The organism is Pseudomonas sp. FIP_A4, from assembly GCF_036701605.1.
GTDB lineage: Bacteria > Pseudomonadota > Gammaproteobacteria > Pseudomonadales > Pseudomonadaceae > Stutzerimonas > Stutzerimonas phenolilytica.
Genome location: NZ_JAYDXP010000119.1, coordinates 130,798 through 154,095, shown reverse-complemented (window position 1 = coordinate 154,095; position 23,298 = coordinate 130,798). Strand labels below are relative to the sequence as shown.

Here is a 23,298-nt window from a genome sequence, read left to right as displayed (position 1 = left end):
AGAAAGACCACCTGCTCGATACCAGCGATCTTGACGCCCACATGGCCACCGCCGTGCACTCGATTCACGTGCTGACGGTGAACACCCACAAGGGTTTTACCGCGCTCAACCGGCGGTTCATTCTGCCGGAGCTGCGCGAGGCCGTGCGCGCGGTGTCGGCGGACATCGTGTTTCTGCAGGAGGTGCTCGGCACCCATGAGAAGCACGCGCTGCGCTTTCACGACTGGCCGCAGACGCCGCAGTACGAGTTTCTCGCCGACAGCATCTGGACCGACTTCGCCTACGGTCGTAACGCGGTGTACCCCGACGGCGACCACGGCAATGCGCTGCTGTCGAAATTCCCCATCCTGCGTTACGAAAACCTCGACGTATCCATCGCCGGTCCCGAGCGCCGTGGCCTGCTGCACAGCGTTCTGCAGGTGCCCGGACACGCCGAATTCCACGCCATTTGTGTGCATCTCGGACTGCGCGAAGCGCATCGTGCGCAGCAGCTGGAGCTGCTGTGCGATCTGCTCGACAGCCTGCCCGAAGGTGCGCCGGTAGTGGTGGCCGGCGACTTCAACGACTGGCGGTTGCGCGCGACGCGGACGCTGGATCGCTGCGCCGGCCTGCACGAAGCCTTTGCCGTCGCCCACGGCCAGGTCGCCAAGACCTTCCCGGCACGCTGGCCGATGCTGCGTCTGGACCGCATCTACGTGCGCAATGCCGCCACCCGCGGCGCCAAGATTCTGGGCACCAAACCCTGGACGCACTTGTCGGATCATCTGCCCCTGGCGGTGGAGATACAGCTATGAACTTCCATTGGCGAGACGGAAACCGACTGCAGTTGCTGGAGAACGGCGAGGAGTTCTTCCCCTCCGTGTTCGAGGCCATCGCCAGCGCGGAAAAAGAGGTGCTGCTGGAGACCTTCATCCTGTTCGAGGACAAGGTCGGCGCCGAATTGCAGCGCGCGCTGATTCGCGCCGCCGAGAACGGCGCCAGCGTCGACGTCACCGTGGACGGCTATGGCTCGGCCGATCTTCACGGCGAGTTCGTCATGGCGATGACCCAGGTCGGCATCCGCATCCACATGTTCGATCCGGGCAAACGCTTCCTCGGCACGCGGCTGAACGTGTTCCGCCGCCTGCATCGCAAGATCGTGGTGGTCGATGGCGAGGTCGCCTTCATCGGCGGCATCAACTTCTCCGCCGACCATCTGGAGGACTTCGGCCCCGCCGCCAAGCAGGACTACGCCATGCGCGTCGAAGGCCCGGTGGTGCACGACATCCACCGCTTCGCCATCGCAGCGCTGGGGCCGGTCCGGGCGCCGCGCCGCTGGTGGCAGCGGCGGCCGTACACCCAGGCCAGCGGCTATGCCGGCACCAGCCGCGGCGAGGCGCGGGCGCTGCTGGTGACGCGCGATAACGACGAGCATCGCAACGATATCGAGCAGCAATACCTGCAAGCAATTCGAGATGCACGCTCCAGGCTATTGATTGCCAACGCTTATTTCTTCCCTGGCTATCGCGTGCTGCGCGAGATCCGCAACGCCGCGCGACGCGGTGTGCGGGTGCGGCTGATCCTCCAGGGCGAACCGGACATGCCGATCGCCAAGTTCGGTGCGCGCATGCTCTACAACTACCTGATGCGCGACGGCGTGGAGATCCACGAATACTGCCGCCGCCCGCTGCACGGTAAGGTCGCGCTGGCCGACTACGAGTGGTCGACGGTGGGCTCGAGCAACCTCGATCCGCTGAGCCTGTCGCTCAATCTGGAAGCCAACCTGATCATCCGCGACCACAGCTTCAACCGTCAGCTGCACGAGAAGCTGGACACGCTGATGCAGCACCACTGCCGGCGCATTCCGCTGGAGCGCATGGTGCGCGGCTACTGGTGGCGCGCGCCACTGGCATTCCTGATCTTCCATTTCCTGCGGCACTTCCCCGAGTTGGTCGGGCTGTTCCCGGCGCACAAGCCGAAACTCAAGCCGATCGATCAGGTGATCGCCCCGGCGACGGTCGAGGCCCCCCCCTCTGCCGTGCCAACCGCCCAACCCTTGCAGCGAGAGCATCAATGAGCCATTCCCATGCCGCGCAGCGCAGTGGCTGGCGCAAGCGCTGGCCGCTGCTGAAGAAGATCCTCACCTACGTGTTCTTCGTCCTGGTGGTCGTACTGCTGGTCAGCCTGGCGCGCACGCTGGACTGGCAGGAGGTCCTGCGCACATTACGCAACTACAAGGCCGAGACACTGTGGATGGCCGGGGCGGCGATGCTCGGCAGCTACGTGGTGTACTGCTTCTTCGACGTGCTGGGCAAACGCTATGTGCGTCACGCGCTGCCGGTGCGGCAAATCCTGCCGGTAACCTTCGTCTGCTACGCCTTCAACCTCAACCTCAGCGCCTGGGTCGGCGGCATCGCGCTGCGCTACCGGCTCTACTCGCGCCTGGGCTTGCGTCCCGCGCAGATCACCCGGGTGTTCACCCTGAGCCTGCTGACCAACTGGTTGGGTTATATGTGGCTGGCAGGCCTGATCTTCGCGATGGGTTGGATCACCCCGCCGCCCGAATGGGAAATCGGTGCCACCGCACTGCGGCTGCTCGGCGTGGTGCTGATTGGCGTGTGCCTGGTCTACCTGGGGCTGTGCGGATTTTCCAAACGGCGCTCGTGGACCATCCGCCGACACACAATCGAGCTGCCTTCGCTGCGCCTGGCGCTGGTGCAGCTGCTGCTGGGTGCACTGAACTGGGGGCTGATGGCGCTGGTGGTGTACTTCATGTTGTCGCAGAAGATCGCCTATCCGCAGGTGCTCGGCGTACTGATGATCAGCAGCATCGCCGGCGTGGTGACGCATATTCCGGCTGGGCTGGGGGTGATCGAGGCGGTATTCGTTGCCCTGCTGTCGGACCAGATGAGCCGGGGTGCGATCGTCGGCGGCCTGATCGGCTACCGGGTGGTGTATTTCCTGATTCCGTTGTTGTTCGCCACACTGGTGTACGTGTTGCTCGAAGCGCGGGCGAAGAAGCTGCGGCGCAACAACCGCTCCGACGCGCCGGCGGCCTGAAATGAAAAGGCCGGCTACTGGAGCCGGCCTTCGCACGTGCGGTTACACGATCAACGCTTGGCGACCATGTCCTTCGGCAGTTTGAAGGTCCACAGCGTACCGCCCTGGTTGAAGTCCTTGATGCGCTTGGCGACTTCGCCGCCCCACAGCGGCACCGCACCACCCCAACCGGACAGCACGGAGACGTACTGCTCGCCGTCCATTTCCCAGGTAACCGGGGAGCCGATCACGCCGGAGCCGGTGTTGAACTCGTACACCTTCTTGCCGGTCTTGGCGTCGAAGGCCATCAGGTAGCCTTCCGGGTTGCCGGTGAATACCAGGTTGCCCTTGGTGGCCAGCACGCCGCCCCACAGCGGTGCGTAGTTCTTGTAGCGCCAGACTTCTTTGCCGGTCTTCGGATCGATGGCGCGCAGCACGCCGATGTAGTCCTCGTTCAGCGGATGGATGGTGAAGCCAGCACCCAGGTAGGCCGCGCCCTTCTTGTAGGCCACGTTCTCGTTCCAGATGTCCATGCCCCACTCGTTGGACGGCACGTAGAACAGCCCGGTGTCCTGGCTGTAGGCCATCGGCATCCAGTTCTTGCCGCCGAGGAACGACGGTGCGACGAATACCGACTTGCCCTTCTCGGCGCCCGGCGCGCCGGGACGGTTGGCTTCGTCGTAGACCGGACGACCGTTCTTGTCCAGGCCCTTGGCCCAGGTGATCTTGTCGACGAAGGGGAAGCCGCGGATGAACTTGCCGTTGGTGCGGTCCAGTACGTAGAAGAAGCCGTTGCGGTCGGCGGTACCGGCTGCCTTGATGGTCTTGCCGCCTTCCTGGTAATCGAAGGAGATCAGCTCGTTGACGCCGTCGTAGTCCCAGCCGTCATGCGGGGTGGACTGGAAGTGCCACTTGATCGAGCCGTCATCCGGGTCGATGGCCAGACGCGAGGAGGAATACAGGTTGTCGCCCGGACGCAGGTGCGAGTTCCACGGCGACGGGTTGCCGGTGCCGAACAGCAGCGAGTCGGTGTCCGGGTCGTAGTAGCCGCCCAGCCAGGTTGCCGCGCCGCCGGTCTTCCACAGGTCGCCCGGCCAGGTCTTGCCGGCTTCGCCGCCGGAAATGCCGCTCTCGACCTTCTTGCCATCCTTCCAGACGTAGCCCATGTGGCCTTCGACGGTCGGACGGGTCCACAGCAGCTCGCCGTTCTTCGGGTTGTAGGCTTCCACCTTGCCCACCACGCCGAATTCACCACCGGATACGCCGGTAATCAGCTTGCCTTTGACGATCAGCGGCGCTGCGGTCAGCGAGTAACCGGCCTTGTAGTCAGCGACGGTCTTCTTCCAGACCACCTTGCCGGTGTCCTTGTTCAGCGCGACCAGCTTGGCATCGAGGGTGCCGAAGATCACCAGGTCGTCATACAGAGCCACACCACGGTTGATCACGTCACAGCACGGCATGATGCCGTCGGGCAGACGCGCGTCGTACTGCCACAGTTCCTTGCCGGTGCGCGCATCGACGGCATAGACGCGCGAATAGGAGCCGGTGATGTACATCACGCCGTCCTTGATCAGCGGCTGCGCTTCCTGGCCACGCTGCTTCTCGCCGCCCAGTGAAAAAGCCCAGACCGGACGTAGCTGCTGGACGTTCTCGGTGTTGAGGGTGCTCAGCGGGCTGTAGCGCTGGCCCTGCAGCCCCATGCCATTGGTGACGATCTGGTTGGTGGTTTTGGCGTCGTCGAGGATTTCCTGGTCGGTGACGGCCCAGGCCGACAGGCTGGACATCGCCATTGCAGCGCATAGCGCCGTCAGGGCGAAGGGCTTGCGAAGACCGGTGTGCTTCATTGCGGCTACCTCTGCGGGTTCATTGTTATGCCGGGAAATTTTCCCGGTCTGTTGCAGATTCTTGGTTCGCCCCGCCCCAGCAACAATTGCCCGCAGTGTCGATTTTTCTCCTCCCTTGGTAGCAATACCGCGCCGCAGGCCGCGCCACATCTGGGCTGGCGGCGCGAGATGGCACCGAGCCTGCACCGGCTCGGCACCGAAGTCGCATGCGTTTGGCCGGAAAAGACTATTTCGACGCACCGCAGCGCCGCCTACAACGTGCAGTCCCCCGCTCACAAGGAAACGAGCCATGTTCCGTCACGCCCTGGTTGCCCTGTTACTGTTCTGTGTCGTCGCGCCGCTACAGGCCGCCGAGCCGCTGCGGCTGGGTTTGAACTACCCGAGTACCGGCAACTACAAGTCCGAAGGACTGGAGCTGCGCCGCGGCGCCCTGCTCGCCATCGACCAGATCAACAGCCAAGGTGGCGTGCTCGGCCGGCCACTGCAGCTGATCAGCCTCAACTCCGCCGCCCGCGCCGAAAAGGCCACGGCTAACGTCGAGCGCTTCGCCGCACAGAACGTGCACATGATCTTCGGCGGCGCCAACAGCGAAGAAGCCCTCGCCGCCGGCCAGCGCGCCCGTGAGCTGGGTCTGCTGTACTTCCCCACGCTGGCCTACGCCAACGAGATCACCGGCCACGACGGCCATCGCCATCTGTTCCGCGAATCGAACAGCGCCTGGATGAGCGCCAAGGTGCTGGGCCAGTACCTGAGCTGGCACATGCCCAACCGCCGCTATCACTACATCAGCCTCGACGACGCCTGGGGCGCCAGCATGGAGCAGGCGCTGCGCGAAGCGACCAAGAGCCGCGACCGCGCCCGCCACGGCTATTCGAAGATCGCCGCGCACGGCGCGCGCCGCAGCGACTATCTGACGGCTTTGAAGAAGGCAGCCGCCAGCGATGCGGACATGCTGGTGATCGTGCTGCTGGGCCAGGACCTGGTGCAAACCATGCGTCTGGCCAATGACATGGGCCTGGGCAAGCGCATGCAGATCATCGTGCCCAACCTGACCCAGAGCATCGTCGAGCAGGCCGGACCGCTGGTGATGGAGCATGTGATCGGCACCGAGGCCTGGAACTGGCAGGTGCCCAAACTGGAGAAGAGCGTCGAGGGCCAAGCCTTCGTCGACGAGTTCATCCGCCAACACCAGGCCTACCCCGGCAGCACCGCAGCCACGGCCTACGGCATCGTGCGTCAATGGGCCGCCGCCGTGCAGCGCGCCGGCAGCGCCGACAGCGAAGCGGTGATCGCCGCGCTGGAAAATCATCGCTATCGCCTGCTCAAGGACGAGCAGTACTGGCGCGACTTCGATCATCAGAATGTGCAGAGCATCTATGCCGTGCGGGTGAAGAATCGCAGCGAGATCATGCAGGACCGCTTCAAGCAGGATTACTTCACCATCATCCACCGCATGGCGGGTGAGGAAGCCGCGCCCGGACTGGACGACTGGCAACAGGAGCGCGGCGACGATCTGACCCTGCAATGAAGCGCGATGAAGCCCGATAACAGGCGCGCCAACAGCAGAAACGCAGAAGGCCGCTCGCGGCGGCCTCCTCCAGACAGCGGTGTTTCAACCGCCGATAGCGACCATACCCATCGGTGGCAGGAGCGATGCATCCCACTGCGGCGATGACTCGGCCGGCGCGCGGCGCTGCTCCATGACGATATCCAGCGCACGGCTGGGCAGGATATCGATGTCGTCGAAGGTGATGATCTGTCCCGGCTCCACCGCCCGACGCAGCGCGGTCTTGCGCAGCAGGCCGATGGGTACGTGGTCGGGATGCTGGTCGAGCTTGATCGCCTCGCCGCGGAATTGGAAACCACCGATGCCGCGCTCGATCAGCTCGCCGGGCTTCATCGCACGCTTGGCGATGGCCGCCACGCCCAGCGTCGGCGCGGTCGAGTTGTTCAACAGCACCCCGCCACCGGCGAGTACCCGCCGCACCGTCTTGCCGACTTCCAGCGAACACAGGTGGAATGGCCGCACCAACGTGTAATACGGCCCGCGGCCGAGCTTGAAGTACTCGATCGCCGGCGCCTGTTCGGCGTCGTGCCGGCAAACCAGGAACACGCCACCGGCGGCATAGCCGGACGGCACCACGTAATCGACGATCGGCTGGCCGAGGCGCTCGGCCATCATGCCGAGCAGACTGGCGCTGTCGTCCAGATTGGTCGAGGCCAGCCCCTCCAGCCCCTGACGGGTGATGGTGGCACCCAGGCCGTTGCCGACAATCACCTGTTCGATCTGCACTTTGGTGCCGTCGGTGAACGATGTCGTCTGATCGATGCTGATGCCCTGGCGATTGGCCCAGTAAGCCATGTCCTCGGGCGAGGGATCATGGTTCAGATAGCCTTTCATGTTGCCGTAGACCAGCGGCTGGAAGCCCATCTGCAGCGCATCTTCATGCAGCGCCGCAAGCGAGCCGGGCTGGTCGCCTTCGGCCTCGGTGAGAAAGCCCTTGCCGGCCAGGTAGGAACCCGTGGTGACCTGCAGTTCCGCGTTCACCGTCACCACCGGTAATCCGGCCTGGAATGCCCGTTCGATCACCTCGGTGCCGTGGAACACGTCACCGCTGCATTCGACCAGCAGGTCGCAATGGTCGATGAGTTCATCGAGCGAATTGGTGAGTCGCTCGGCAAGAGGAAAATCGGTCAGTGTGGCGAGCGGTCGTCGCGTGAGGACACGCGAGATTTCCATGTCTTGATAGTGCTGTCTGATCAGCCGAATAAAACCCCTGGCGATCATCCCGGTACCGCTGACACCAATCTTTTTTACGTGCGAGGTGGGCATAAAGTGAATCCATTCTTTTGGCAATCAGCTCTATGACCGCTGTGGGGCAAAAAGATTTTGCTGCCTGGCAGATTAATCGTGTTTTGCCACTACGCGGGCCTGGACACCATCGAATCGATGGTAACGGGGGAACGCTAGACCCTAGCGCAGCGAGCTACCAATTGAGCGCGACAGGCGGCGGAGACATGGTCGCTGGTTTTATGTCGTCAGAAAGAGGACGGACGCCGCGTTGCACGGCATCCGTCATGTACAGCTGTCAGCCGAGTACCGCGAGCGCGGCGTTGTAGTCCGGCTCGTCGCCGATTTCACGGACCAGTTCGCTATGCAGCACGCGATCCTGCTCATCAAGCACGACCACCGCGCGCGCCGCGACACCCGCCAGCGGGCCGTTGGCAATAGCCACGCCGTAATCGACGAGGAACTCGGCGCCACGCATGGTGGACAGGTTCACCACGTTCTCCAGCCCCTCGGCGCCGCAGAAACGCTTCTGCGCGAACGGCAGGTCCGCCGAGATGCATAGCACCACGGTGTTCTGCAGGGCATTGGCCTTGGCATTGAAGGTGCGCACCGAGGTCGCGCAGGTCGGCGTGTCGATGCTGGGGAAGATGTTCAACACCTTGCGCTTGCCGGAAAAGCTGCTCAGCTCGACGTCGGCCAGATCGTTGCCGACCAGTCGGAACGCCTTGGCCTGCTGGCCGGTTTGCGGAAAGTCGCCGACCACCTGGATGGGGGTACCGTGCAGGGTCACTTCGCTCATGGATTGTTCCTTTTTGATAGACACGCATGGATGAAACGGCACCGCGCGGGCATGCCGCGCGGCAGGACAGACAACGAAACACGCGGCCTCAGCGGCGCGCGAAATATTCCCGGGTCAGCTTGAGCACAACCGGGCTGAGCAGCAACAGTGAAATCAGGTTGGGGATGGCCATCAAGCCGTTCAGCGTGTCGGCGAGCAGCCAGGCGAAATCCAACTGGGCGATGGCACCGAACGGCACGGCAATTACCCAGATTACCCGGAACGGCAGGATCGCCTTGGTGCCGACGAGGAACTCCCAGCACTTCTCGCCGAAGTAGCTCCATCCCAGGATGGTGGTGAAGGCGAAGATCACCAGCGACAGCGTCAGGATGATGCCACCAACCCCCGGCATGGCCGACTCGAATGCCGCGGCCGACAATGCCGAGCCGCTCTCGCTGCTGGTCCAGACGCCGGTGCAGATGATCGCCAGGCCGGTCATGGAGCAGACGATGATGGTGTCGATGAAGGTGCCGAGCATGCCGATCAGCCCCGAGCGCACCGAGCTGGAGGTGGTGCCCGCCGCCTGGGCGATGCCGGCAGTACCCAGCCCGGCCTCGTTGGAGAAGATGCCACGCGCCACGCCGAAGCGGATCGCTGCCATCACCGCCGCGCCGGCAAAACCGCCAGTCGCGGCGATCGGCGTGAAAGCATGGGTGAAGATCAGCTCGAACGTCGCCGGCAGCGCCTCGGCGTTGACCACCAGCACCACGATGGCGGCGATGATGTAGGCCGCGCACATGAATGGCACCAGCGAAGCGGCAACCACGCCGATCCGACGGATACCACCGAGGATCACCAGACCGACGATCACCATCGTGGCCACACCGGTAAGCCACAGCGGCACCGCGAAGGTGGTTTCCAGCGCGTGCGCCATGCTGTTGACCTGCACCATATTGCCGATGCCAAAGCCTGCGAGGCCACCGAAGATGGCGAAGGCCGTGCCGAGCCAGACCCACTTCTTGCCCAGGCCGTTCTTGATCGCATACATCGGCCCGCCGACGTGTTCGCCGCGGCTGTCCTTCTCACGGTAATGCACCGCCAGCACCACTTCGCAGTACTTGGTGGCCATGCCCACCAGCGCCGTGCACCACATCCAGAACAACGCACCAGGACCACCGAGGAAGATCGCCGTGGCCACACCGGCAATGTTGCCGGTGCCCACCGTCGCGGCCAGCGCGGTCATCAGCGCCTGGAACGGAGTGATCTCACCGCTTTCGTCGTCACCCCGGCTGCGACCGCGCCACAGCAGGGCGAAGCCGGTGCCGATACGCAGCAGCGGCATGAGCTTGAGCATCACCATCAGGATCAGGCCGGTACCGAGGATCAGTACCAGCATCGGTGGTCCCCAGATGAAAGCGTTTACGTCATTGACCAGGTTTTGCAGAAATTCCATTTGATGCACCTTTTTGTTCTTGAGCGGGAGCCTTGGGTTACGCGACCGTGCCGAATCATCGCGCGGCGAGGTCCTCCGAAGGCTTGCGAGACGACGCAAATGCTAGCACCGCTCGATATCGCTGCGAGTCTTGAATCACGCTGCTTTGGCGATTTTTCGACAGTCCGATCCAGACCGGACGGTCAGGATCGTAATCACTGACGAGCACCAATCCGGACGGGCGTCGAACAGGCGCCCCGGACTGAGTACGACAACGCCTGCGCTCAGAAATCGCGCCGATAGAACAGATCGAGCGAACTGGCCAGACCGCTTGCCGCCTCGAGGAACAGGCGCCGGGTCAACTGATAGCGCAGGGCGATGGTATTGGAAGGTTCGAACACCCCGACCCCGTAACGCAGCGTCAGGCGCTCGGACAGCCGGCCACTGGCAACCACGCTGGTGGCGGCGCCACTGCCTTCGGTATCGAGCTGGAATTCCTCGATTCCCAGGCGCTGCGCCAGTCCGCCGGTGATCGAGGCGCTGCCGGCCAGCCCGAGCCCCAGCGCGGCCTGGGCCAGCAGGTTGCTGTCGCCGCTGTCGGCACCCAGCGGCCGGCCGAGCACGAGATAGGACAGCGCCTGCTCCTGACTCATCGCCGGCTCGGAGAAGACGTCCACTCGCGGCTGCTCGGCGCTGCCGGTGATGCGCAGGCCGGCCACCACGTCATGCGCCTGGACGGTGCGGATTGCCTCGATATCCAGATACGGCTGGGTGAGCACGCCGGTGAACAGCAGCTGCGCGCGACGGATGGTCAGGCGCTGGCCGTAGGCGCGATAGCGGCCGTTATTCAGATTCAGCTCGCCGCGGGCGTCGAGGTTGTCGCCAATGTGCAGACGGCCGGCAAGATCCGCGGTGAGACCGAAGCCTGCGAAGCGCAGGCGCTCCTGACCGACCTCCACGTCGATGTCCATCTTCACCGCCAGCGGCGTCTGCGCCGGCGCCTGCTCGGTACCGACGATGCGTGCGTCCTCGGAAACCTTGACCGTAGCCGGCGGCAGCTCGCGCACCGTGATAGCGCCACGCGGGACACGCAGCGTACCGGCAATCGCCAGCTGATCGCCCGCCAGACTGATACGCAGCGCAGGATCGACGTCCAGATCGGCATAGGGCTCCACCACCACCGGCAGGCGTTCGCCTGACAGACGCAGATCGAGGTCTGGCGCGGCGTGCCAGTCCAGCGTGCCGCTCAAGGCACCGTGCCCCTGCTCGCCGCTGCGCCAGTCGCCATCGACCCGCAGCCGCTGGCCATCGATCAGCAGGCGCACCTGCAACTGCTCCAGCGTCACCGGCAGTTCGCTGCCGGCAACCTCGCCGCCGCTCAGGCGCAACTCTCCCCGCAGCTCGGGTTCCTGCAGGCTGCCCGCCAGCCGTCCGCTGCCATTCAGCTCGCCCTGCAGCCGTTCGATCATCGGCGCGAACGGTCGCGCGACCGCCAGATCGAGGCCACGCAGGCGGAACTCGCCCTCCAGCGGCTTGATCGCGCGGCGCGGATCGATGCGCGTGCTGACCTCCACCTCGCCCAGCTCGCCGCCGTCGAAGCGCAGCTGGCTGTCGATGCGCTCCGGCCGCAGTCGGCTGTCGAGCGTCAACGTGCGGTACGGAAAATCGTGCCAGACCTCACCCTCGCGCAGGCGCAGCACGCCAGCACCGGCGTCGATGCGCAACTCGCCGTTCGGCCCGGCCTCCGGCAGCTCCAGGCGAAGATCGGCGTTCAGTTCGCCCTGCCAGGCAAAATCCTCGGGGAAGAAGCCGGCGAGACTGTTCAGCGGGAAATCGCGCAGTCGATAACGCAGTTGCGGCTCCGGTAGCAGTCGCTGCTTTTCGGCGCAGAGCGATGCGGGAGCGGCCAGCCAGCAGTGCGCGCCCAGCTCCACGCGGCCATCGGCGCGACGACTGATCGCCGCCGGGCTCTGCAAGGCCCAGCGCTGTTCGTGCGCCTGGAGCGCCGCGCGCAGCAGGCGGCCCTGCCAGTCGGCATTCTGCAGACTGCCCTCGAGCGCAGCGGAGAAATCCAGCGTCGGCCCGTCGAGCCGCAGCTCGGCCCGATGACGCGCGCGCGTGCCGCTGGCATCGAGCTGCAAGTTGCCCATGTCGTTGTCGCCCAGCTGCAGCGCATCGGCGACCAGCTGCAGCGTCGCGCGTTCGCCTTCGCCGAGCGCCGCATCGAGGCGCAGGCGCTCCACCTGGTTAGCCTGGTAGGCCAATGCCTGGCCGTTCAGACGTGCCGAACCCTGCGGCGCCGCCGCGCTACCGGCCAGCTGCACGAGGCCGTCGAGCCGGCCACCGAGCCCGGGCCAGAGCTGCGCCAGACGCGGCATCTGCACACGCAGTTCGCCGGCCAGCGTCTCGCTCCAGCGCCCGGAGCCATGAATACGATTGGCCCCGACCCGCAGGTCGAGGCGCGGGACGTCCCAGCTCGCGCCCTGCCCGGCCGCCGAGAGTTGCAGCTGGCTCGACTGGCCGCGCAGCTGGCCGGCGAGGTCCAGCTCGGCCTCGGCCTGCAGCGTTTCGTCGCGCAGCGCGCCAGCGCTCTTGAGCGTACCGCCGAGCTGGCCGGGCAGCTGCGCCAGCCAGTACGACGGGTCCAGCTCGCTCAGTTGCAGGTTGGCCTTCCAGGCGACGCCATCGGTGAAGCCGACGCTCAGGCTGCCAGTGGCTGCGCCCTGGCCTGCGCGCAGCTGCAGCTGCGGCAGGTGCACCACCTCCAGGTTGCCGCTGAGCGGGCTGTCCAGGCTGAAATCGCCGGCCGGACCACTTAGCGCCGACTCGAAGTGACCGAGGTAGGCGCCATCGTCGTACTGCAGCTGGGCGTTCAGCTCGCGCAGGCTGACCGGCGGCGGCTCGGCCAGCGGGTAGAGTCGCTGCCAGGGAAAGTTGCGCCAGGCCAGATTCGCCTCGCCCACCAGCGCTTGCTGCCAGTCGAGCTGGCCATGCAGGCGCACGTACTGCCCGTCGCCAGCATCCAGTTCAAGCACATCGAGTATCGCGCCGCTGGCCTTGAGCAGACCGTCCAGCGCCAGTCGCACTACCCCGCCGTCGCCCGGCAATTCGGCGTTGCCCAGCAGCCGATAGCCCTCCTGCAGGTCGCCGCTGGCAGTCAGCTCGACCGCATCCAGGCGCAGGCTGTCGGGCAGTTCCGGCGTGGCGCGAAAGCCCTCGGCCTGCAGGCGCAGGGTCGCCGGGAGGTGCTCGGCCAGCGGCTGCAGGTAGCCGCTGAGCGTGCCGTCCAGATAGCCGCGGCTGTCGACGGTGAGCGCCAGCCGGTCACGCAATTCGCCATCGAGGCGCAGCGCCAATGTCCACGGCTGCCCTTCAATTAGGCCGAGCTGCGCCTGGCCGACCAGCGTCAACGGCCAGGCACCGCTCGGTTGCAGGCGCCCGCTGAGTTGCAGCTCGCCATCGGCGCGGCGCAGATGCAGCGCCTGGATATCCAGCCCCTCGCCTCGCCAGTCGGCACGCAGTTGCAGGCCCTTCAGCTGCTCGATCTCGTTCAGCCGAACACGGCCGAGTTCGATCCGCTCCACGCGCAACGCCAGCGGCAAGCGGATGTCCGGCAGGCTGAACGGCGCGCCATCGGTGTCTTCGACACCCGGCGGAAAATGCAGCTGCACGTCCTCGGCAACCAATTCGTCGATGCACAGCGTCAGCCGCAACAGGCAGCCCGGCGACCAGGCGAAGCGCGGCGCCAGCAGCTCGACGCGTTGCTCACCCTGCTGCCAGGACAAACGCTCGGCCTGCCAGCGCCCGGCGAGATGGCCGGCAAACCCCTCGACCTGCATCCCCGGCACGCGCTGGAGCAGCCAGCGGCTACCGGCGGTGGTACCGAACAGCCCGCCAAGCGTCACGCCCAGCACAAGCAGCAGCGCAAGCAGCGATCCGCCGAAGCGCTTCACAGCTCCGGCCCCATCGAGAAGTGCAGGCGCACGCCGGTATCGCCGTCCAGCGGATGGGCCAGGTCGATGCGGATCGGTCCGACCGGCGACACCCAGCGCAGCCCGACGCCGACACTGCTCTTGAGCGTCGGGAAATCCAGCGAGTTGAAGGCGTTGCCCTGGTCGACGAAGGTCGCCACACGCCAGCGTTCGGCAATCGAATACTGGTATTCGGCGCTCGCGGCGAACTGGTAGCGGCCGCCGATGCGGTCGCCGTCGGAGTTGGTCGGCGACAGGCTCTGGTAGTCGTAGCCGCGCACGCTCTGGTCGCCACCGGCGAAATAGCGCAGCGACGGCGGCACGTTGACGTACTCGTCGGTCCAGTTGCCGCCCAGCTGCACGCGCCCGAGGAAACGATGGCGCTTGCCGAGCGTCGTCAGGCCGCGCAGCTGGGCGTTGGCGTGCACCAGATTGGCATCCGACAGCACGCCGTCCTTGGCCGCCGCCAGCTCGAACTGCAGGCGATAGCCTTCGCTGGGGTCGATGCGGCTGTCACTACGCAGGTAGCTGTAGGCCACGCCAGGCATCAGCAGCGTGCTCAAGCCAGAATCGTCGCCGAGGCGGTACTCCTCATGCTGCCATTTCAGCGAGAGCACCCGCTGCCAGCCGCTGGGCAGCTCGCTGTGCCACTCCGGCCCGAGCTTGAGCAGGCGGCTCAGGCTGTCGGTGTCGGCCAGCTCTTCGTACTGGTAACCGGCGACGTAGCGCAGTTTGTCGGTCAGCGGCGGGTCCAGCGGCACGTCGTAATACAGGCCGACGTTCTGCCGCGGCGCCGACAGCTCGGTTTCCGCACCGTAGCTGTGGCCCTGCGGGTTGACCCAGTGGCGCGTCCAGTTCAACCGCACGCGCGGTCCGACGTCGGTCGAAAAGCCCAGGCCAATGCCCATCGTGCGCGGCTTGCGCGTGGTCAGCTGGACAGCGACGGGAATTCGCTGCGCCTGCGCGCTGGCAGGGTTGGCGTCCACCCGCACACCCTCGAAATAGCCGCTCGATTGCAGCGCGCGGTTCAGTTCGGCGATCAGGTCGGAGTCGTAGGGGGTGTCCGCGGCGAACGGCACCATGCGCGCCAGCAGGTCCTCGTCGAAAGGCGTATCACCGGTGAACTCCACCTCGCCGAGGCGATAGCGCGGGCCGCTGTCGAACACCAGATCGATATCGGCATAACCCTGCCGGGGGTCGATAGCCAGGCGCTGCCGGGTGAAGCGGGCGTCGAAATAGCCGTAGCGCGAGGCCTGGTTCAGCAGTTGCTGCTTGGTCTCTTCATAATGCCCGTGATCGAGCACCTCGCCGCTGTGCAGCCGTTGCGGCACACGGAACGTCGCCTGCTGCGCCGCCGGGCCCTCGACCTGTACACGCACATTGCGCAGGCGCACCGGCTCGCCGGGCTGGATGCGCAGGATCAGCCGTGGGGTTTCGCCGCCCTGTACCTGGCTGTCGATCTGCGCCTGGTAATAGCCGAGCGCCTGCAAGGCCTTTTCCGCCTGGCGATGGGCGATGCGGCTGTAGCGCAGCAGTTCGCGCTCGTCACGCTCGCCCAGCGCACCGATGTAGTTCTCGACGTTCTGGCGCAGCGCGCGGTTGTCCGGCTCCAGCCGCACGTCCAGTTCCGCTGCCCAGGCGCTGGCGCAGGTCAGACAGAGAAGGACGGCGCAGGCGATGCTGCGTCTGATCGAGATCGGCATGGCAGGAATGCTAGCATCGCACGCTCTCGCATGCGGCATATGGCCGGATGACGGGACGGCGGAACAAGGACGGCCTATGTGTAGATTCGCCGGATGAGACCGGCGAAACCGCACGGTAATTCACTCGACGACGGGATCGGACGCGGTGACGCGCTGCGGTGCGGGATGGAAGAACACGTGCTCGATCACCGGGCCGATCGCGACCTGGCCGATTTCCTCATAGCCCTGACGCTCATAGAAATTGAGGTAGCGCGCGTTGCCGGTGTCGATGACCAACCCTTCGGAAGCCGGATCGTCGGCGCACCAGTTGTGCAGCGCTTCGAGCAGCCGCTCACCGTAGCGTCGGCCCTGGAACTGCGGATGCACACCCAGCAGCGGTAGCACATGGAACGCGCCGGGCGGCAGGCAGCTCAGCACCGTGGCATGGTAGTCGAGATAGCGCCGGGTGCAGCGCAGGCCAGCGGTCAACAGCATGCGCAGGCGCCAGACCCAGCTTTCGGTGACATCCAGGCGGCGCTGCGGCGGCGCGATCAGCGCCACGCCGATCAGCCGGTCCTCAAGGAACAGGCCCAGCGCGGGTTGGTCCTGCAGGAAGTGCTGGTTGACCAGCTCGCGCACGGTGGCGCGCACACGCTGGTCGTAGCCGGGGCGATCGACGTCGAACAGATAGGCGAAGGTAGGGTCGTGGCGGTAGGCGTGGTACAGCAGGGAACGGGCTTCGCGGGCGTAGCCGCTGTCCAGCGTCCTGATTTCCAACGTATCCGTCATGGTCGGCTCTCTTGTCGTTCGGTTGGAATGCACGTTAGCACTGGCGTCGGGCCATTGCAGGCTTTCCGGTCGGTTGCGATTGGCCGGCGCACGCTCGCTGGCGAGCGCGGCGAGGCCTGACAGGCTCAAAACGCCTGTTAAACTCTGCGTTTTTTTCGCCGGAACCTGCTCTGCTCATGAAAATCGTCTCGTTCAACATCAATGGTCTTCGCGCGCGACCGCACCAGCTGGCGGCGCTGATCGACCGCCACCAGCCCGATGTCATCGGCCTGCAGGAGACCAAGGTCGCCGACGAGCAATTCCCTCAGGCAGACATCGAGGCGCTCGGCTACCACGTGCATTTTCATGGGCAGAAGGGACACTACGGCGTCGCCCTGCTCTCGCGCCAGGCGCCACTGGAAATCCACAAGGGCTTTCCCGACGACGGTGAGGACTCGCAGAAGCGCTTCATCTGGGGCCGTTTCGCCGACGCCAGCGGGCAGCCGGTGACGGTCATGAACGGCTACTTCCCGCAGGGCGAAAGCCGTGCGCATCCGGTCAAATTTCCCGCCAAGAGCAAGTTTTACGCGGATCTGCTGGCGTTGCTCGAACAGCGCTTCACGCCCGGCGAGGCGCTGGCCCTGATGGGCGACTTCAATATCTCGCCGGAAGATTGCGACATCGGCATTGGCGAGGTGAACGCCAAGCGCTGGCTGCGTACCGGCAAGTGCAGCTTCCTGCCGGAAGAGCGCGAGTGGCTCGGGCGCCTCAAGGCCTGGGGCTTGCAGGACAGCTTCCGCACGCTCAACCCGGCCGTCACCGACCGATTCAGCTGGTTCGACTACCGCAGCCGCGGCTTCGAAGACGATCCGCGACGTGGCCTGCGCATCGATTACATCCTCACCACCGCGCCGCTGCACGCGCGGGTCCGCGATTGCGGCGTCGACTACGATATCCGCGCGATGGACAAGCCGTCCGACCATTGCCCGGTGTGGATCGACTGCGCCTGACGCCTCCGCCGCGTTTCGACGCGGCGTCAAGCCTCTTCCCGCACATCTGCAACATGGCTCACAGCCCGCGTCGTAGAGCGCACGCTGTCATATTTCAGTCATTCGACTGACTTAATCTCGCGGCCTTCACAGGGGAGGTAGCGAGATGACATCACGCATGGCGCTGGGCGGGTTGTGCAGACGGGCTTTGTCACTGCTTGTGCTCGGCCTCGGTTGCAGCGTTTCGTTGCACGCCGTCGGCGAACTGCCGGTGACGGATGATGGCAGCCCGGTGCTGCGGATTCACGGCTCCAACACCGTGGGCGCAAGGCTCGCGCCGATGCTGATCGCCGGCCTGTTCGAGGCCCAGGGCCTGAAAGAGGTGCGCATCGAGCCGACCGGGGTAGAGAACGAACAGCGCATCGTGGCCAGCACCCCGGCGGGCAAGCCCGTGCAGGCGACGGTGGCGGCGCACGGCACAGGCACCGGCTTTGCCGGCCTCAAAGACGGTAGCGGCGATCTGGCGGCAGCCTCGCGGCCGATCAAGAGTAGCGAGCGCGACGAGCTTGCCGCCCTCGGCGACATGCGCAGCACCCAGGCCGAACAGGTCATCGCCATCGACGGCCTGGCCATCGTGGTGCACCCGGACAACCCCGTGCAGTCCTTGAACACCGCACAGCTGGCCGGCCTGTTCGCCGGCAAGATCGTCAACTGGCGCGAGCTGGGCGGGCCGGATCTGACCGTGCAACTGCATGCCCGCGACAGCCGCTCCGGCACCTGGGACACCTTCAACGAGCTGGTCCTGGCGCGTCAGGGCATGACCCTCGCCGAACGTGCCCGGCGCTACGAATCCAACGACGATCTGGCCCGCGCCGTGAGCATGAACCCCGGCGCGATCGGCTTTACCGGCCTCGCCTCGCTGGGCAAGGCCAAGGCGCTGGCGATTGCCGACGGCCAGTCGCAGCCGATGCTGCCGCACAGTGCGCTGGTCGCGACCGAGGACTATCCACTGTCGCGCCGCTTGTTCCTGTATGCCCGCCCCAGTGACCAGACGCCTTGGACGCAGGCCTACATCGAGTACATCCACAGCATCGCCGGCCAGCGCATCGTCGAACAATCCGGCTACGTTGCGCAGCATGTCGCGGCGGTCAAGCAGGAGCCGCAGGCCGACATGCCGGCCTTCTACCAGCAGCTGGCCAACGAGGCGCACCGGCTGACCGTGAATTTCCGCTTCGAGGAAGGCAGTGCGCAGCTGGACAACAAGGCGCAGCGCGATCTCGCACGCGTGGCCGACTATCTGCGCAGCCACGGCAAGCTCACCCACAGCGCGGTGCTGGTCGGTTTCGGCGATGAACAGAGCGATCCGGCGCGCGCCGCCCTGCTGTCCAAACTGCGCGCCATGACGGTGCGTCGGGAACTGAATCGCTTCGATGTTTACTTTAGAGATATCAACGGGATGGGCGCCGAACTTCCCGTGGCTTCTAACGAGGGTAGCGGCCGGGTGAAGAATCGCCGGGTGGAAATCTGGGTCTATTGAACGCGAACGGGCCGGCACGCTGGTGCAGGGCCCGCTCGACAGGTCGCTTACTCGATCAATGGCCGCGCAGCAGTTCCCGCGGCACGTACTTGCCCAGTTCATGCTTGCCGATGGAAGCCCGATGCACCTCGTCCGGGCCGTCGGCCAGGCGCAGCGTGCGCTGTCCGGCATACCAGTAGGCCAGCGGGAAATCGTCGGAGACACCGGCGCCGCCGTGCATCTGGATGGCGCGGTCGATCACCTTAAGCGCCACGTTCGGCGCCACCACCTTGATCTGGGCGATTTCGCTCGCGGCGACCTTGTTGCCGACCGTGTCCATCATGTGCGCGGCGTTGAGCGTCAGCAGCCGTGCCATGTTGATCTCGATGCGCGAATCGGCGATGTGATCGAGGTTGCCGCCCAGTCGCGCCAGCGGCTTGCCGAACGCCGTGCGCGCCACCGAGCGCTCGCACATCAGCTTCAACGCACGTTCGGCGACACCGATCGAGCGCATGCAGTGATGGATGCGTCCCGGCCCGAGGCGGCCCTGGGCGATCTCGAAGCCGCGCCCCTCGCCGAGCAGCACGTTCTCATATGGCACCCGCACGTTCTCCAGCAGCACTTCGGCGTGGCCATGCGGCGCGTCGTCGTAGCCGAACACCGGCAGGTGACGCAGCACGGTGACGCCCGGCGCGTCCATCGGCACCAGAATCATCGAATGCTGCGCGTGGCGCGGGGCTTCCGGGTTGGTCAGGCCCATGAAGATCATGATCTTGCAGCGCGGGTCGTTGGCGCCTGAGGTCCACCACTTGCGGCCGTTGATCACCCACTCGTCACCCTCGCGCACTGCGCGGGCCTGCATGTTGGTGGCGTCCGAGGAGGCCACGCCCGGTTCGGTCATGCCGAAGCAGGAGCGGATCTCGCCGGCGAGCAGCGGCTGCAGCCATTGGCGCTTCTGCGCCTCGCTGCCGTAGCGCACCAGCACTTCCATGTTGCCGGTATCCGGCGCGGAGCAGTTGAACGCCTCCGGGCCGAGGCCCGAACTGCCCATGATCTCGGCGAGCGGCGCGTATTCCAGATTGGTCAGCCCGAAGCCCAGCTCCGAATCCGGCAGGAACAGGTTCCACAAGCCTTCCGCCCGTGCCTTGGCCTTGAGTTCCTCGACGATGGCGGTCGGCTGCCAGCGATCACCCTCGGCGACCTGCCGATAGAAGACCTTCTCGGCCGGATAGACGTGCTCGTCCATGAACGCCTGCACGCGCGCTCTGAGTTCCTGAACCTTGGGGGAATACGCAAAATCCATGACGGCAACCTTTGGCGATGTGGGTATATGCAATCGATGCTAGAGGACGCTTATGGATTTATCGAAGCTATTTTCCTCGTGTATAAACATTCATCACCGATATATGATCGCCGCATCCGTTACCCCGCCGGAGCACAACAATGAACCTGAACAAGGTCGATCTGAATCTGTTCATCGTCTTCGATGCCATCTACACCGAGGCCAATCTGACCCGCGCTGGGCAGATCGTCGGCATCACCCAGCCCGCCGTTTCCAACGCCCTCGCCCGCCTGCGCGAGACCTTCAACGATCCGCTGTTCGTGCGCACCGCGCAGGGCATGGTGCCGACGCCGATGGCGCAGAACATCATCGGCCCGGTGCGCAACGCCTTGCAGTTGTTGCGTGTGTCGGTACAGGAAAGCCGCACCTTCAATCCGGCGCAGGCGAACAAGGTGTTTCGCGTCAGCATGACCGACCTCACCGAGGCCGTGATGTTGCCGCCGCTGTTCCAGCGTCTGCGCCGCCTGGCGCCGAACGTGAAGATCGAGAGCATGCTGGCCAAGCGCCGTGAGACGACCAAGGAACTGGCCGCCGGCCGCCTGGATTTCGCCATGGACGCCCCGCTCAACACCGACCCGCAGGTACGCCATGTCCGCCTGCTGGAGGACCGCTACATCTGCGCCATGCGCCCCGGTCATCCGTTGGCCAAGGACAAGCTGAGCCTGGAGCAATACCTGGGGCTGTCGCATGTGCATATTTCCAGTCGCCGCAGCGGCCTGGGCTTGGTCGACCTGGCACTGGGCAAGATGGGCCTGCAGCGCAAGATCGCCCTGCGCTCGCAGCACTACCTGATGGCGACCCAGGTGATCGAACAGACCGACATGGTGGTCACCGTGCCGGAACGTTTCGCCCGCCGCCACAACCTGCATCAGGCCGCGCTGCCGGTGGAAATCGCGCCGCTGGAAACCCACATCTACTGGCACGAAAGCACCGACCAGGACCCGGCCAACCGCTGGATGCGCGAGCAGATGATCGAGATCGCCCAGCAGATCAGCGCCCGTCAGGACGTGCCGGCCTAGCAGGCTGCATCGAGCCTTCGGTGCTCATGCGCAGCCAGTCGATGATCCGCCGGCGTACCACTTCGCGCGGCTGGCGGGTGTCCACGCTTAGCACGCCGGGTTCGCCGGCGGGCGATTCGAGTGTGGCGAACTGGCTGTCGACCAGGCTGCCCGGCATGAAATGCCCGACCCTTGCGCCAACCCGCTGGCGTGCCGTTTCCGGGTCGACGACCAGATGGACGAAGCGCAACCCCGGCACCGCAGCGCGCAGTACCTGACGATAGCGACGCCTGAGCGCCGAGCAGGCCAGCACGAAGCCGCAGCCATCGTCGACGGCCTGCCGCATTTCATCGCCCAGCGCCTGCAACCAGCCGATGCGCTGGGCATCGGTCAGCGGCAGACCGACGCGCATCTGCGCGAGGTTCTCCGCCGGATGGAAGTCGTCCGCCTCGATGTAGCGCACGCCCAGCTCAGCGGCGAGTGCCCGGCTGGTCTGGGTCTTGCCGCAGCCGCTGACGCCTATCACCACCAAGGTCGGTTTGCCGATGCTCGCGGTCATCTGTCCACCCGTCATGTGCAAGTCGGGTGATGGTCGCGGTATCCGCGGTGCCGGCGAAACTACCGCCCATCGTTCATGCGGTCGATGCGCCGGTCGACATCTGCGACCAGCACACTACAATCGCCAGCCCCGCAACCCGAGGACCCTCGCAATGCCCAAAGCCATGGCGCGCCACATTCTGGTCAAGACCGAAGCGGAAGCTGCGCAGCTGAAGAAGCGCATCGCCAACGGTGAGGCGTTCGACGTGCTGGCGCGCAAGTACTCCACCTGCCCGTCCGGCAAGAAAGGCGGCGACCTCGGCGAGGTGCGCCCGGGACAGATGGTGCGCAGCATCGATCAGGTGATCTTCAAGAAGCCGCTGCGCGAGGTGCACGGGCCGGTGAAAAGCCAGTTCGGCTACCACCTGGTACAGGTGTTCTACCGCGACTGATTCACCCGAAGCGCTGCAGCTGCATCTCGCGCAAGCGGCTCAGGGTGCGGCGGAACGCGAAGGCCAGGTAGCCCTCGACGTATAGCTCCTCCAGTGCCACCTGCGCCTCGATGTACAGCGGAACGCGCCGGTCGTAGCACTCGTCCACCAGCGCGATGAAGCGCCGCACTGCATCGTCATGCGCAGCCAGCCGCGGTAGCTGGCGGTCGCCGGCCTTGACCTGCGTGACCGCATCCTCGGTGCCGCGGGCGATGCGCCCCTCGCGCTGCACGCCGCCCAGTTGTGGCACGCCATCGAGCAGGATCGCCTCGTGGCGATCGCACAGCTCGATGAAATCCAGCGCGGAGAACGGCTGTTCGCACAGTTCGGCGAAACGGCACCAGAGCACCCTGTCGCTGCGACGCTTCACCTGCAACAGACGATGGCCGAGCTCCAGCGGCTCGGCGCCACCGGCACCCGCGGCAAGCTCAGCGAACACTTCCGGCAGCACATCCGGCGCGGCGACCCAGTAACGCTGCAACCCCGCCCCGGGACGCAGGCGATGGTCCGCACCGCCATCCACATCGACAACGTGCATGTGGCGCTCGATGGCCTCGATCGCCGGCAGAAAGCGCTCGCGGTTGTAGCCATCGGCGTACAGCTGATCCGGCGGCTGATTGGACGTCGCGACGATGACCACGCCTTCCTCGAACATCACCCGGAACAATCGCCCGAGAATGATCGCATCGCCGATGTCGCCGACGAACAGCTCGTCGAAACACAGCACCCGCACCTCGCCGGCCAGCTCGCGGGCAAGCGCCCGCAGCGGATCGGCCGTGCCGTTGAGCTGGAACAGGCGCATGTGCACCCAACGCATGAAGTGGTGAAAATGCTGACGCCGCGCCGGCACGCGCAGGCTGGCATGGAACATGTCCATCAGCCAGGTCTTGCCGCGCCCTACCGGCCCCCACAGGTAGACGCCGCCCGGCACCCCGGCCGCGTGCACCTGCTCATGGCAGTGCTGCAACAGATCGACGGCGCGCAACTGGGCGGCATCACTGACGAAACCCTCACGGGCGATGGCTTGCCGATACAGGGCAAGCGGCGACGACTGATCCATGACGACGGACCGCAACCTGAGAAGGCGGCGATGTTACCCCAGCCCTGCAATCGGCGGCAGCCGCGCAGACCCAGATGCGGG

Annotated in this window: 17 protein-coding genes and 1 pseudogene; 8 read left to right on the top strand and 10 right to left on the bottom strand. The window is 65.6% G+C overall.

What is annotated here, in order from left to right; translation table 11 throughout:
• Positions 1–41 precede the first annotated feature (41 nt).
• From U8L64_RS05925 to U8L64_RS05915, 3 genes are read left to right on the top strand one after another with little or no spacing between them, the layout of a single operon-like run.
• Entirely contained in the window at positions 42–794 is a 753-nt protein-coding gene (locus tag U8L64_RS05925) for an endonuclease/exonuclease/phosphatase family protein (RefSeq protein ID WP_207619048.1), read from the top strand.
• Positions 791–2,056, top strand: a complete 1,266-nt coding sequence (gene clsB, locus U8L64_RS05920) for a cardiolipin synthase ClsB (protein ID WP_301620535.1) — start codon at positions 791–793, stop codon at positions 2,054–2,056. Before U8L64_RS05925 ends, clsB begins: the two co-directional genes overlap by 4 nt.
• The gene (locus U8L64_RS05915) at positions 2,053–3,039 is read left to right on the top strand and encodes a lysylphosphatidylglycerol synthase domain-containing protein (RefSeq protein ID WP_333394787.1); all 987 of its coding nucleotides are present in this window, start codon (positions 2,053–2,055) and stop codon (positions 3,037–3,039) included. Before clsB ends, U8L64_RS05915 begins: the two co-directional genes overlap by 4 nt.
• A gap of 50 nt (positions 3,040–3,089) precedes the next feature.
• Here the strand turns inward: U8L64_RS05915 and U8L64_RS05910 are convergent, their stop codons facing one another.
• Positions 3,090–4,862, bottom strand: coding sequence for a PQQ-dependent methanol/ethanol family dehydrogenase (locus U8L64_RS05910; protein ID WP_054094775.1), 1,773 nt, complete (start codon positions 4,860–4,862; stop codon positions 3,090–3,092).
• Between the two features lie 289 nt (positions 4,863–5,151).
• Between U8L64_RS05910 and U8L64_RS05905 the strand changes: the two genes are divergently transcribed.
• Positions 5,152–6,390, top strand: coding sequence for an ABC transporter substrate-binding protein (locus U8L64_RS05905; protein ID WP_333394785.1), 1,239 nt, complete (start codon positions 5,152–5,154; stop codon positions 6,388–6,390).
• Positions 6,391–6,474: 84 nt separating this feature from the next.
• On the opposite strand, the gene U8L64_RS05900 is transcribed toward U8L64_RS05905, so the two are convergent.
• From U8L64_RS05900 to U8L64_RS05875, 6 genes are all read right to left on the bottom strand, one after another.
• Positions 6,475–7,650: an NAD(P)-dependent oxidoreductase gene (locus tag U8L64_RS05900; RefSeq protein WP_333394989.1), complete on the bottom strand. Its 1,176-nt coding sequence runs from the start codon at positions 7,648–7,650 to the stop codon at positions 6,475–6,477.
• A gap of 301 nt (positions 7,651–7,951) precedes the next feature.
• Complete coding sequence (gene tpx, locus U8L64_RS05895) at positions 7,952–8,452, bottom strand: thiol peroxidase (protein ID WP_043298591.1); 501 nt, start codon at positions 8,450–8,452, stop codon at positions 7,952–7,954.
• Between the two features lie 88 nt (positions 8,453–8,540).
• Positions 8,541–9,884, bottom strand: a complete 1,344-nt coding sequence (locus tag U8L64_RS05890) for an alanine/glycine:cation symporter family protein (RefSeq protein WP_333394782.1) — start codon at positions 9,882–9,884, stop codon at positions 8,541–8,543.
• 263 nt (positions 9,885–10,147) lie between these two features.
• A complete protein-coding gene (locus U8L64_RS05885; RefSeq protein WP_333394780.1) occupies positions 10,148–13,816 on the bottom strand; it encodes a translocation/assembly module TamB domain-containing protein in 3,669 nt (1,222 codons plus the stop codon).
• Positions 13,813–15,537, bottom strand: coding sequence for an autotransporter assembly complex protein TamA (locus U8L64_RS05880; protein WP_054094779.1), 1,725 nt, complete (start codon positions 15,535–15,537; stop codon positions 13,813–13,815). Before U8L64_RS05880 ends, U8L64_RS05885 begins: the two co-directional genes overlap by 4 nt.
• Before the next feature lie 120 nt (positions 15,538–15,657).
• On the bottom strand, positions 15,658–16,305 hold the full coding sequence (locus tag U8L64_RS05875; RefSeq protein WP_054094780.1) for a GNAT family N-acetyltransferase: 648 nt from the start codon (positions 16,303–16,305) through the stop codon (positions 15,658–15,660).
• Positions 16,306–16,481: 176 nt separating this feature from the next.
• Here U8L64_RS05875 and xthA point away from each other — a divergent pair, with 176 nt between their 5' ends.
• A complete protein-coding gene (gene xthA, locus U8L64_RS05870) occupies positions 16,482–17,294 on the top strand; it encodes an exodeoxyribonuclease III (RefSeq protein ID WP_008567148.1) in 813 nt (270 codons plus the stop codon).
• Positions 17,295–17,439: 145 nt separating this feature from the next.
• A complete protein-coding gene (locus U8L64_RS05865; RefSeq protein ID WP_333394777.1) occupies positions 17,440–18,810 on the top strand; it encodes a phosphate ABC transporter substrate-binding/OmpA family protein in 1,371 nt (456 codons plus the stop codon).
• A 55-nt stretch (positions 18,811–18,865) separates the two neighbouring features.
• On the opposite strand, the gene U8L64_RS05860 is transcribed toward U8L64_RS05865, so the two are convergent.
• Positions 18,866–20,092, bottom strand: a complete 1,227-nt coding sequence (locus U8L64_RS05860; protein WP_043298576.1) for an acyl-CoA dehydrogenase — start codon at positions 20,090–20,092, stop codon at positions 18,866–18,868.
• 140 nt (positions 20,093–20,232) lie between these two features.
• On the opposite strand from U8L64_RS05860, the gene U8L64_RS05855 reads away from it, so the two are divergent.
• The gene (locus tag U8L64_RS05855; RefSeq protein WP_054094784.1) at positions 20,233–21,150 is read left to right on the top strand and encodes a LysR family transcriptional regulator; all 918 of its coding nucleotides are present in this window, start codon (positions 20,233–20,235) and stop codon (positions 21,148–21,150) included.
• 28 nt (positions 21,151–21,178) lie between these two features.
• On the opposite strand, the pseudogene U8L64_RS05850 reads toward U8L64_RS05855, so the two are convergent.
• Positions 21,179–21,688 (bottom strand): annotated as a pseudogene (locus tag U8L64_RS05850) (gluconokinase); the annotation flags it as partial.
• 151 nt (positions 21,689–21,839) lie between these two features.
• Here U8L64_RS05850 and U8L64_RS05845 point away from each other — a divergent pair.
• A complete protein-coding gene (locus U8L64_RS05845) occupies positions 21,840–22,118 on the top strand; it encodes a peptidylprolyl isomerase (RefSeq protein ID WP_003289747.1) in 279 nt (92 codons plus the stop codon).
• 1 nt (position 22,119) lies between these two features.
• Here U8L64_RS05845 and zapE read toward each other — a convergent pair whose 3' ends face one another.
• Positions 22,120–23,217 (bottom strand): cell division protein ZapE, encoded by a 1,098-nt coding sequence (gene zapE, locus U8L64_RS05840; RefSeq protein WP_043298571.1) that lies wholly within the window; start codon positions 23,215–23,217, stop codon positions 22,120–22,122.
• Positions 23,218–23,298: the final 81 nt, after the last annotated feature.

Coding starts and splice junctions, on each gene's coding strand:
- U8L64_RS05925 (WP_207619048.1), top strand. CDS start 42: ATGGCCACCGCCGTGCACTCGATTCACGTGCTGACGGTGAACACCCAC.
- clsB (WP_301620535.1), top strand. CDS start 791: ATGAACTTCCATTGGCGAGACGGAAACCGACTGCAGTTGCTGGAGAAC.
- U8L64_RS05915 (WP_333394787.1), top strand. CDS start 2,053: ATGAGCCATTCCCATGCCGCGCAGCGCAGTGGCTGGCGCAAGCGCTGG.
- U8L64_RS05910 (WP_054094775.1), bottom strand. CDS start 4,862: ATGAAGCACACCGGTCTTCGCAAGCCCTTCGCCCTGACGGCGCTATGC.
- U8L64_RS05905 (WP_333394785.1), top strand. CDS start 5,152: ATGTTCCGTCACGCCCTGGTTGCCCTGTTACTGTTCTGTGTCGTCGCG.
- U8L64_RS05900 (WP_333394989.1), bottom strand. CDS start 7,650: ATGATCGCCAGGGGTTTTATTCGGCTGATCAGACAGCACTATCAAGAC.
- tpx (WP_043298591.1), bottom strand. CDS start 8,452: ATGAGCGAAGTGACCCTGCACGGTACCCCCATCCAGGTGGTCGGCGAC.
- U8L64_RS05890 (WP_333394782.1), bottom strand. CDS start 9,884: ATGGAATTTCTGCAAAACCTGGTCAATGACGTAAACGCTTTCATCTGG.
- U8L64_RS05880 (WP_054094779.1), bottom strand. CDS start 15,537: ATGCCGATCTCGATCAGACGCAGCATCGCCTGCGCCGTCCTTCTCTGT.
- U8L64_RS05875 (WP_054094780.1), bottom strand. CDS start 16,305: ATGACGGATACGTTGGAAATCAGGACGCTGGACAGCGGCTACGCCCGC.
- xthA (WP_008567148.1), top strand. CDS start 16,482: ATGAAAATCGTCTCGTTCAACATCAATGGTCTTCGCGCGCGACCGCAC.
- U8L64_RS05865 (WP_333394777.1), top strand. CDS start 17,440: ATGACATCACGCATGGCGCTGGGCGGGTTGTGCAGACGGGCTTTGTCA.
- U8L64_RS05860 (WP_043298576.1), bottom strand. CDS start 20,092: ATGGATTTTGCGTATTCCCCCAAGGTTCAGGAACTCAGAGCGCGCGTG.
- U8L64_RS05855 (WP_054094784.1), top strand. CDS start 20,233: ATGAACCTGAACAAGGTCGATCTGAATCTGTTCATCGTCTTCGATGCC.
- U8L64_RS05845 (WP_003289747.1), top strand. CDS start 21,840: ATGCCCAAAGCCATGGCGCGCCACATTCTGGTCAAGACCGAAGCGGAA.
- zapE (WP_043298571.1), bottom strand. CDS start 23,217: ATGGATCAGTCGTCGCCGCTTGCCCTGTATCGGCAAGCCATCGCCCGT.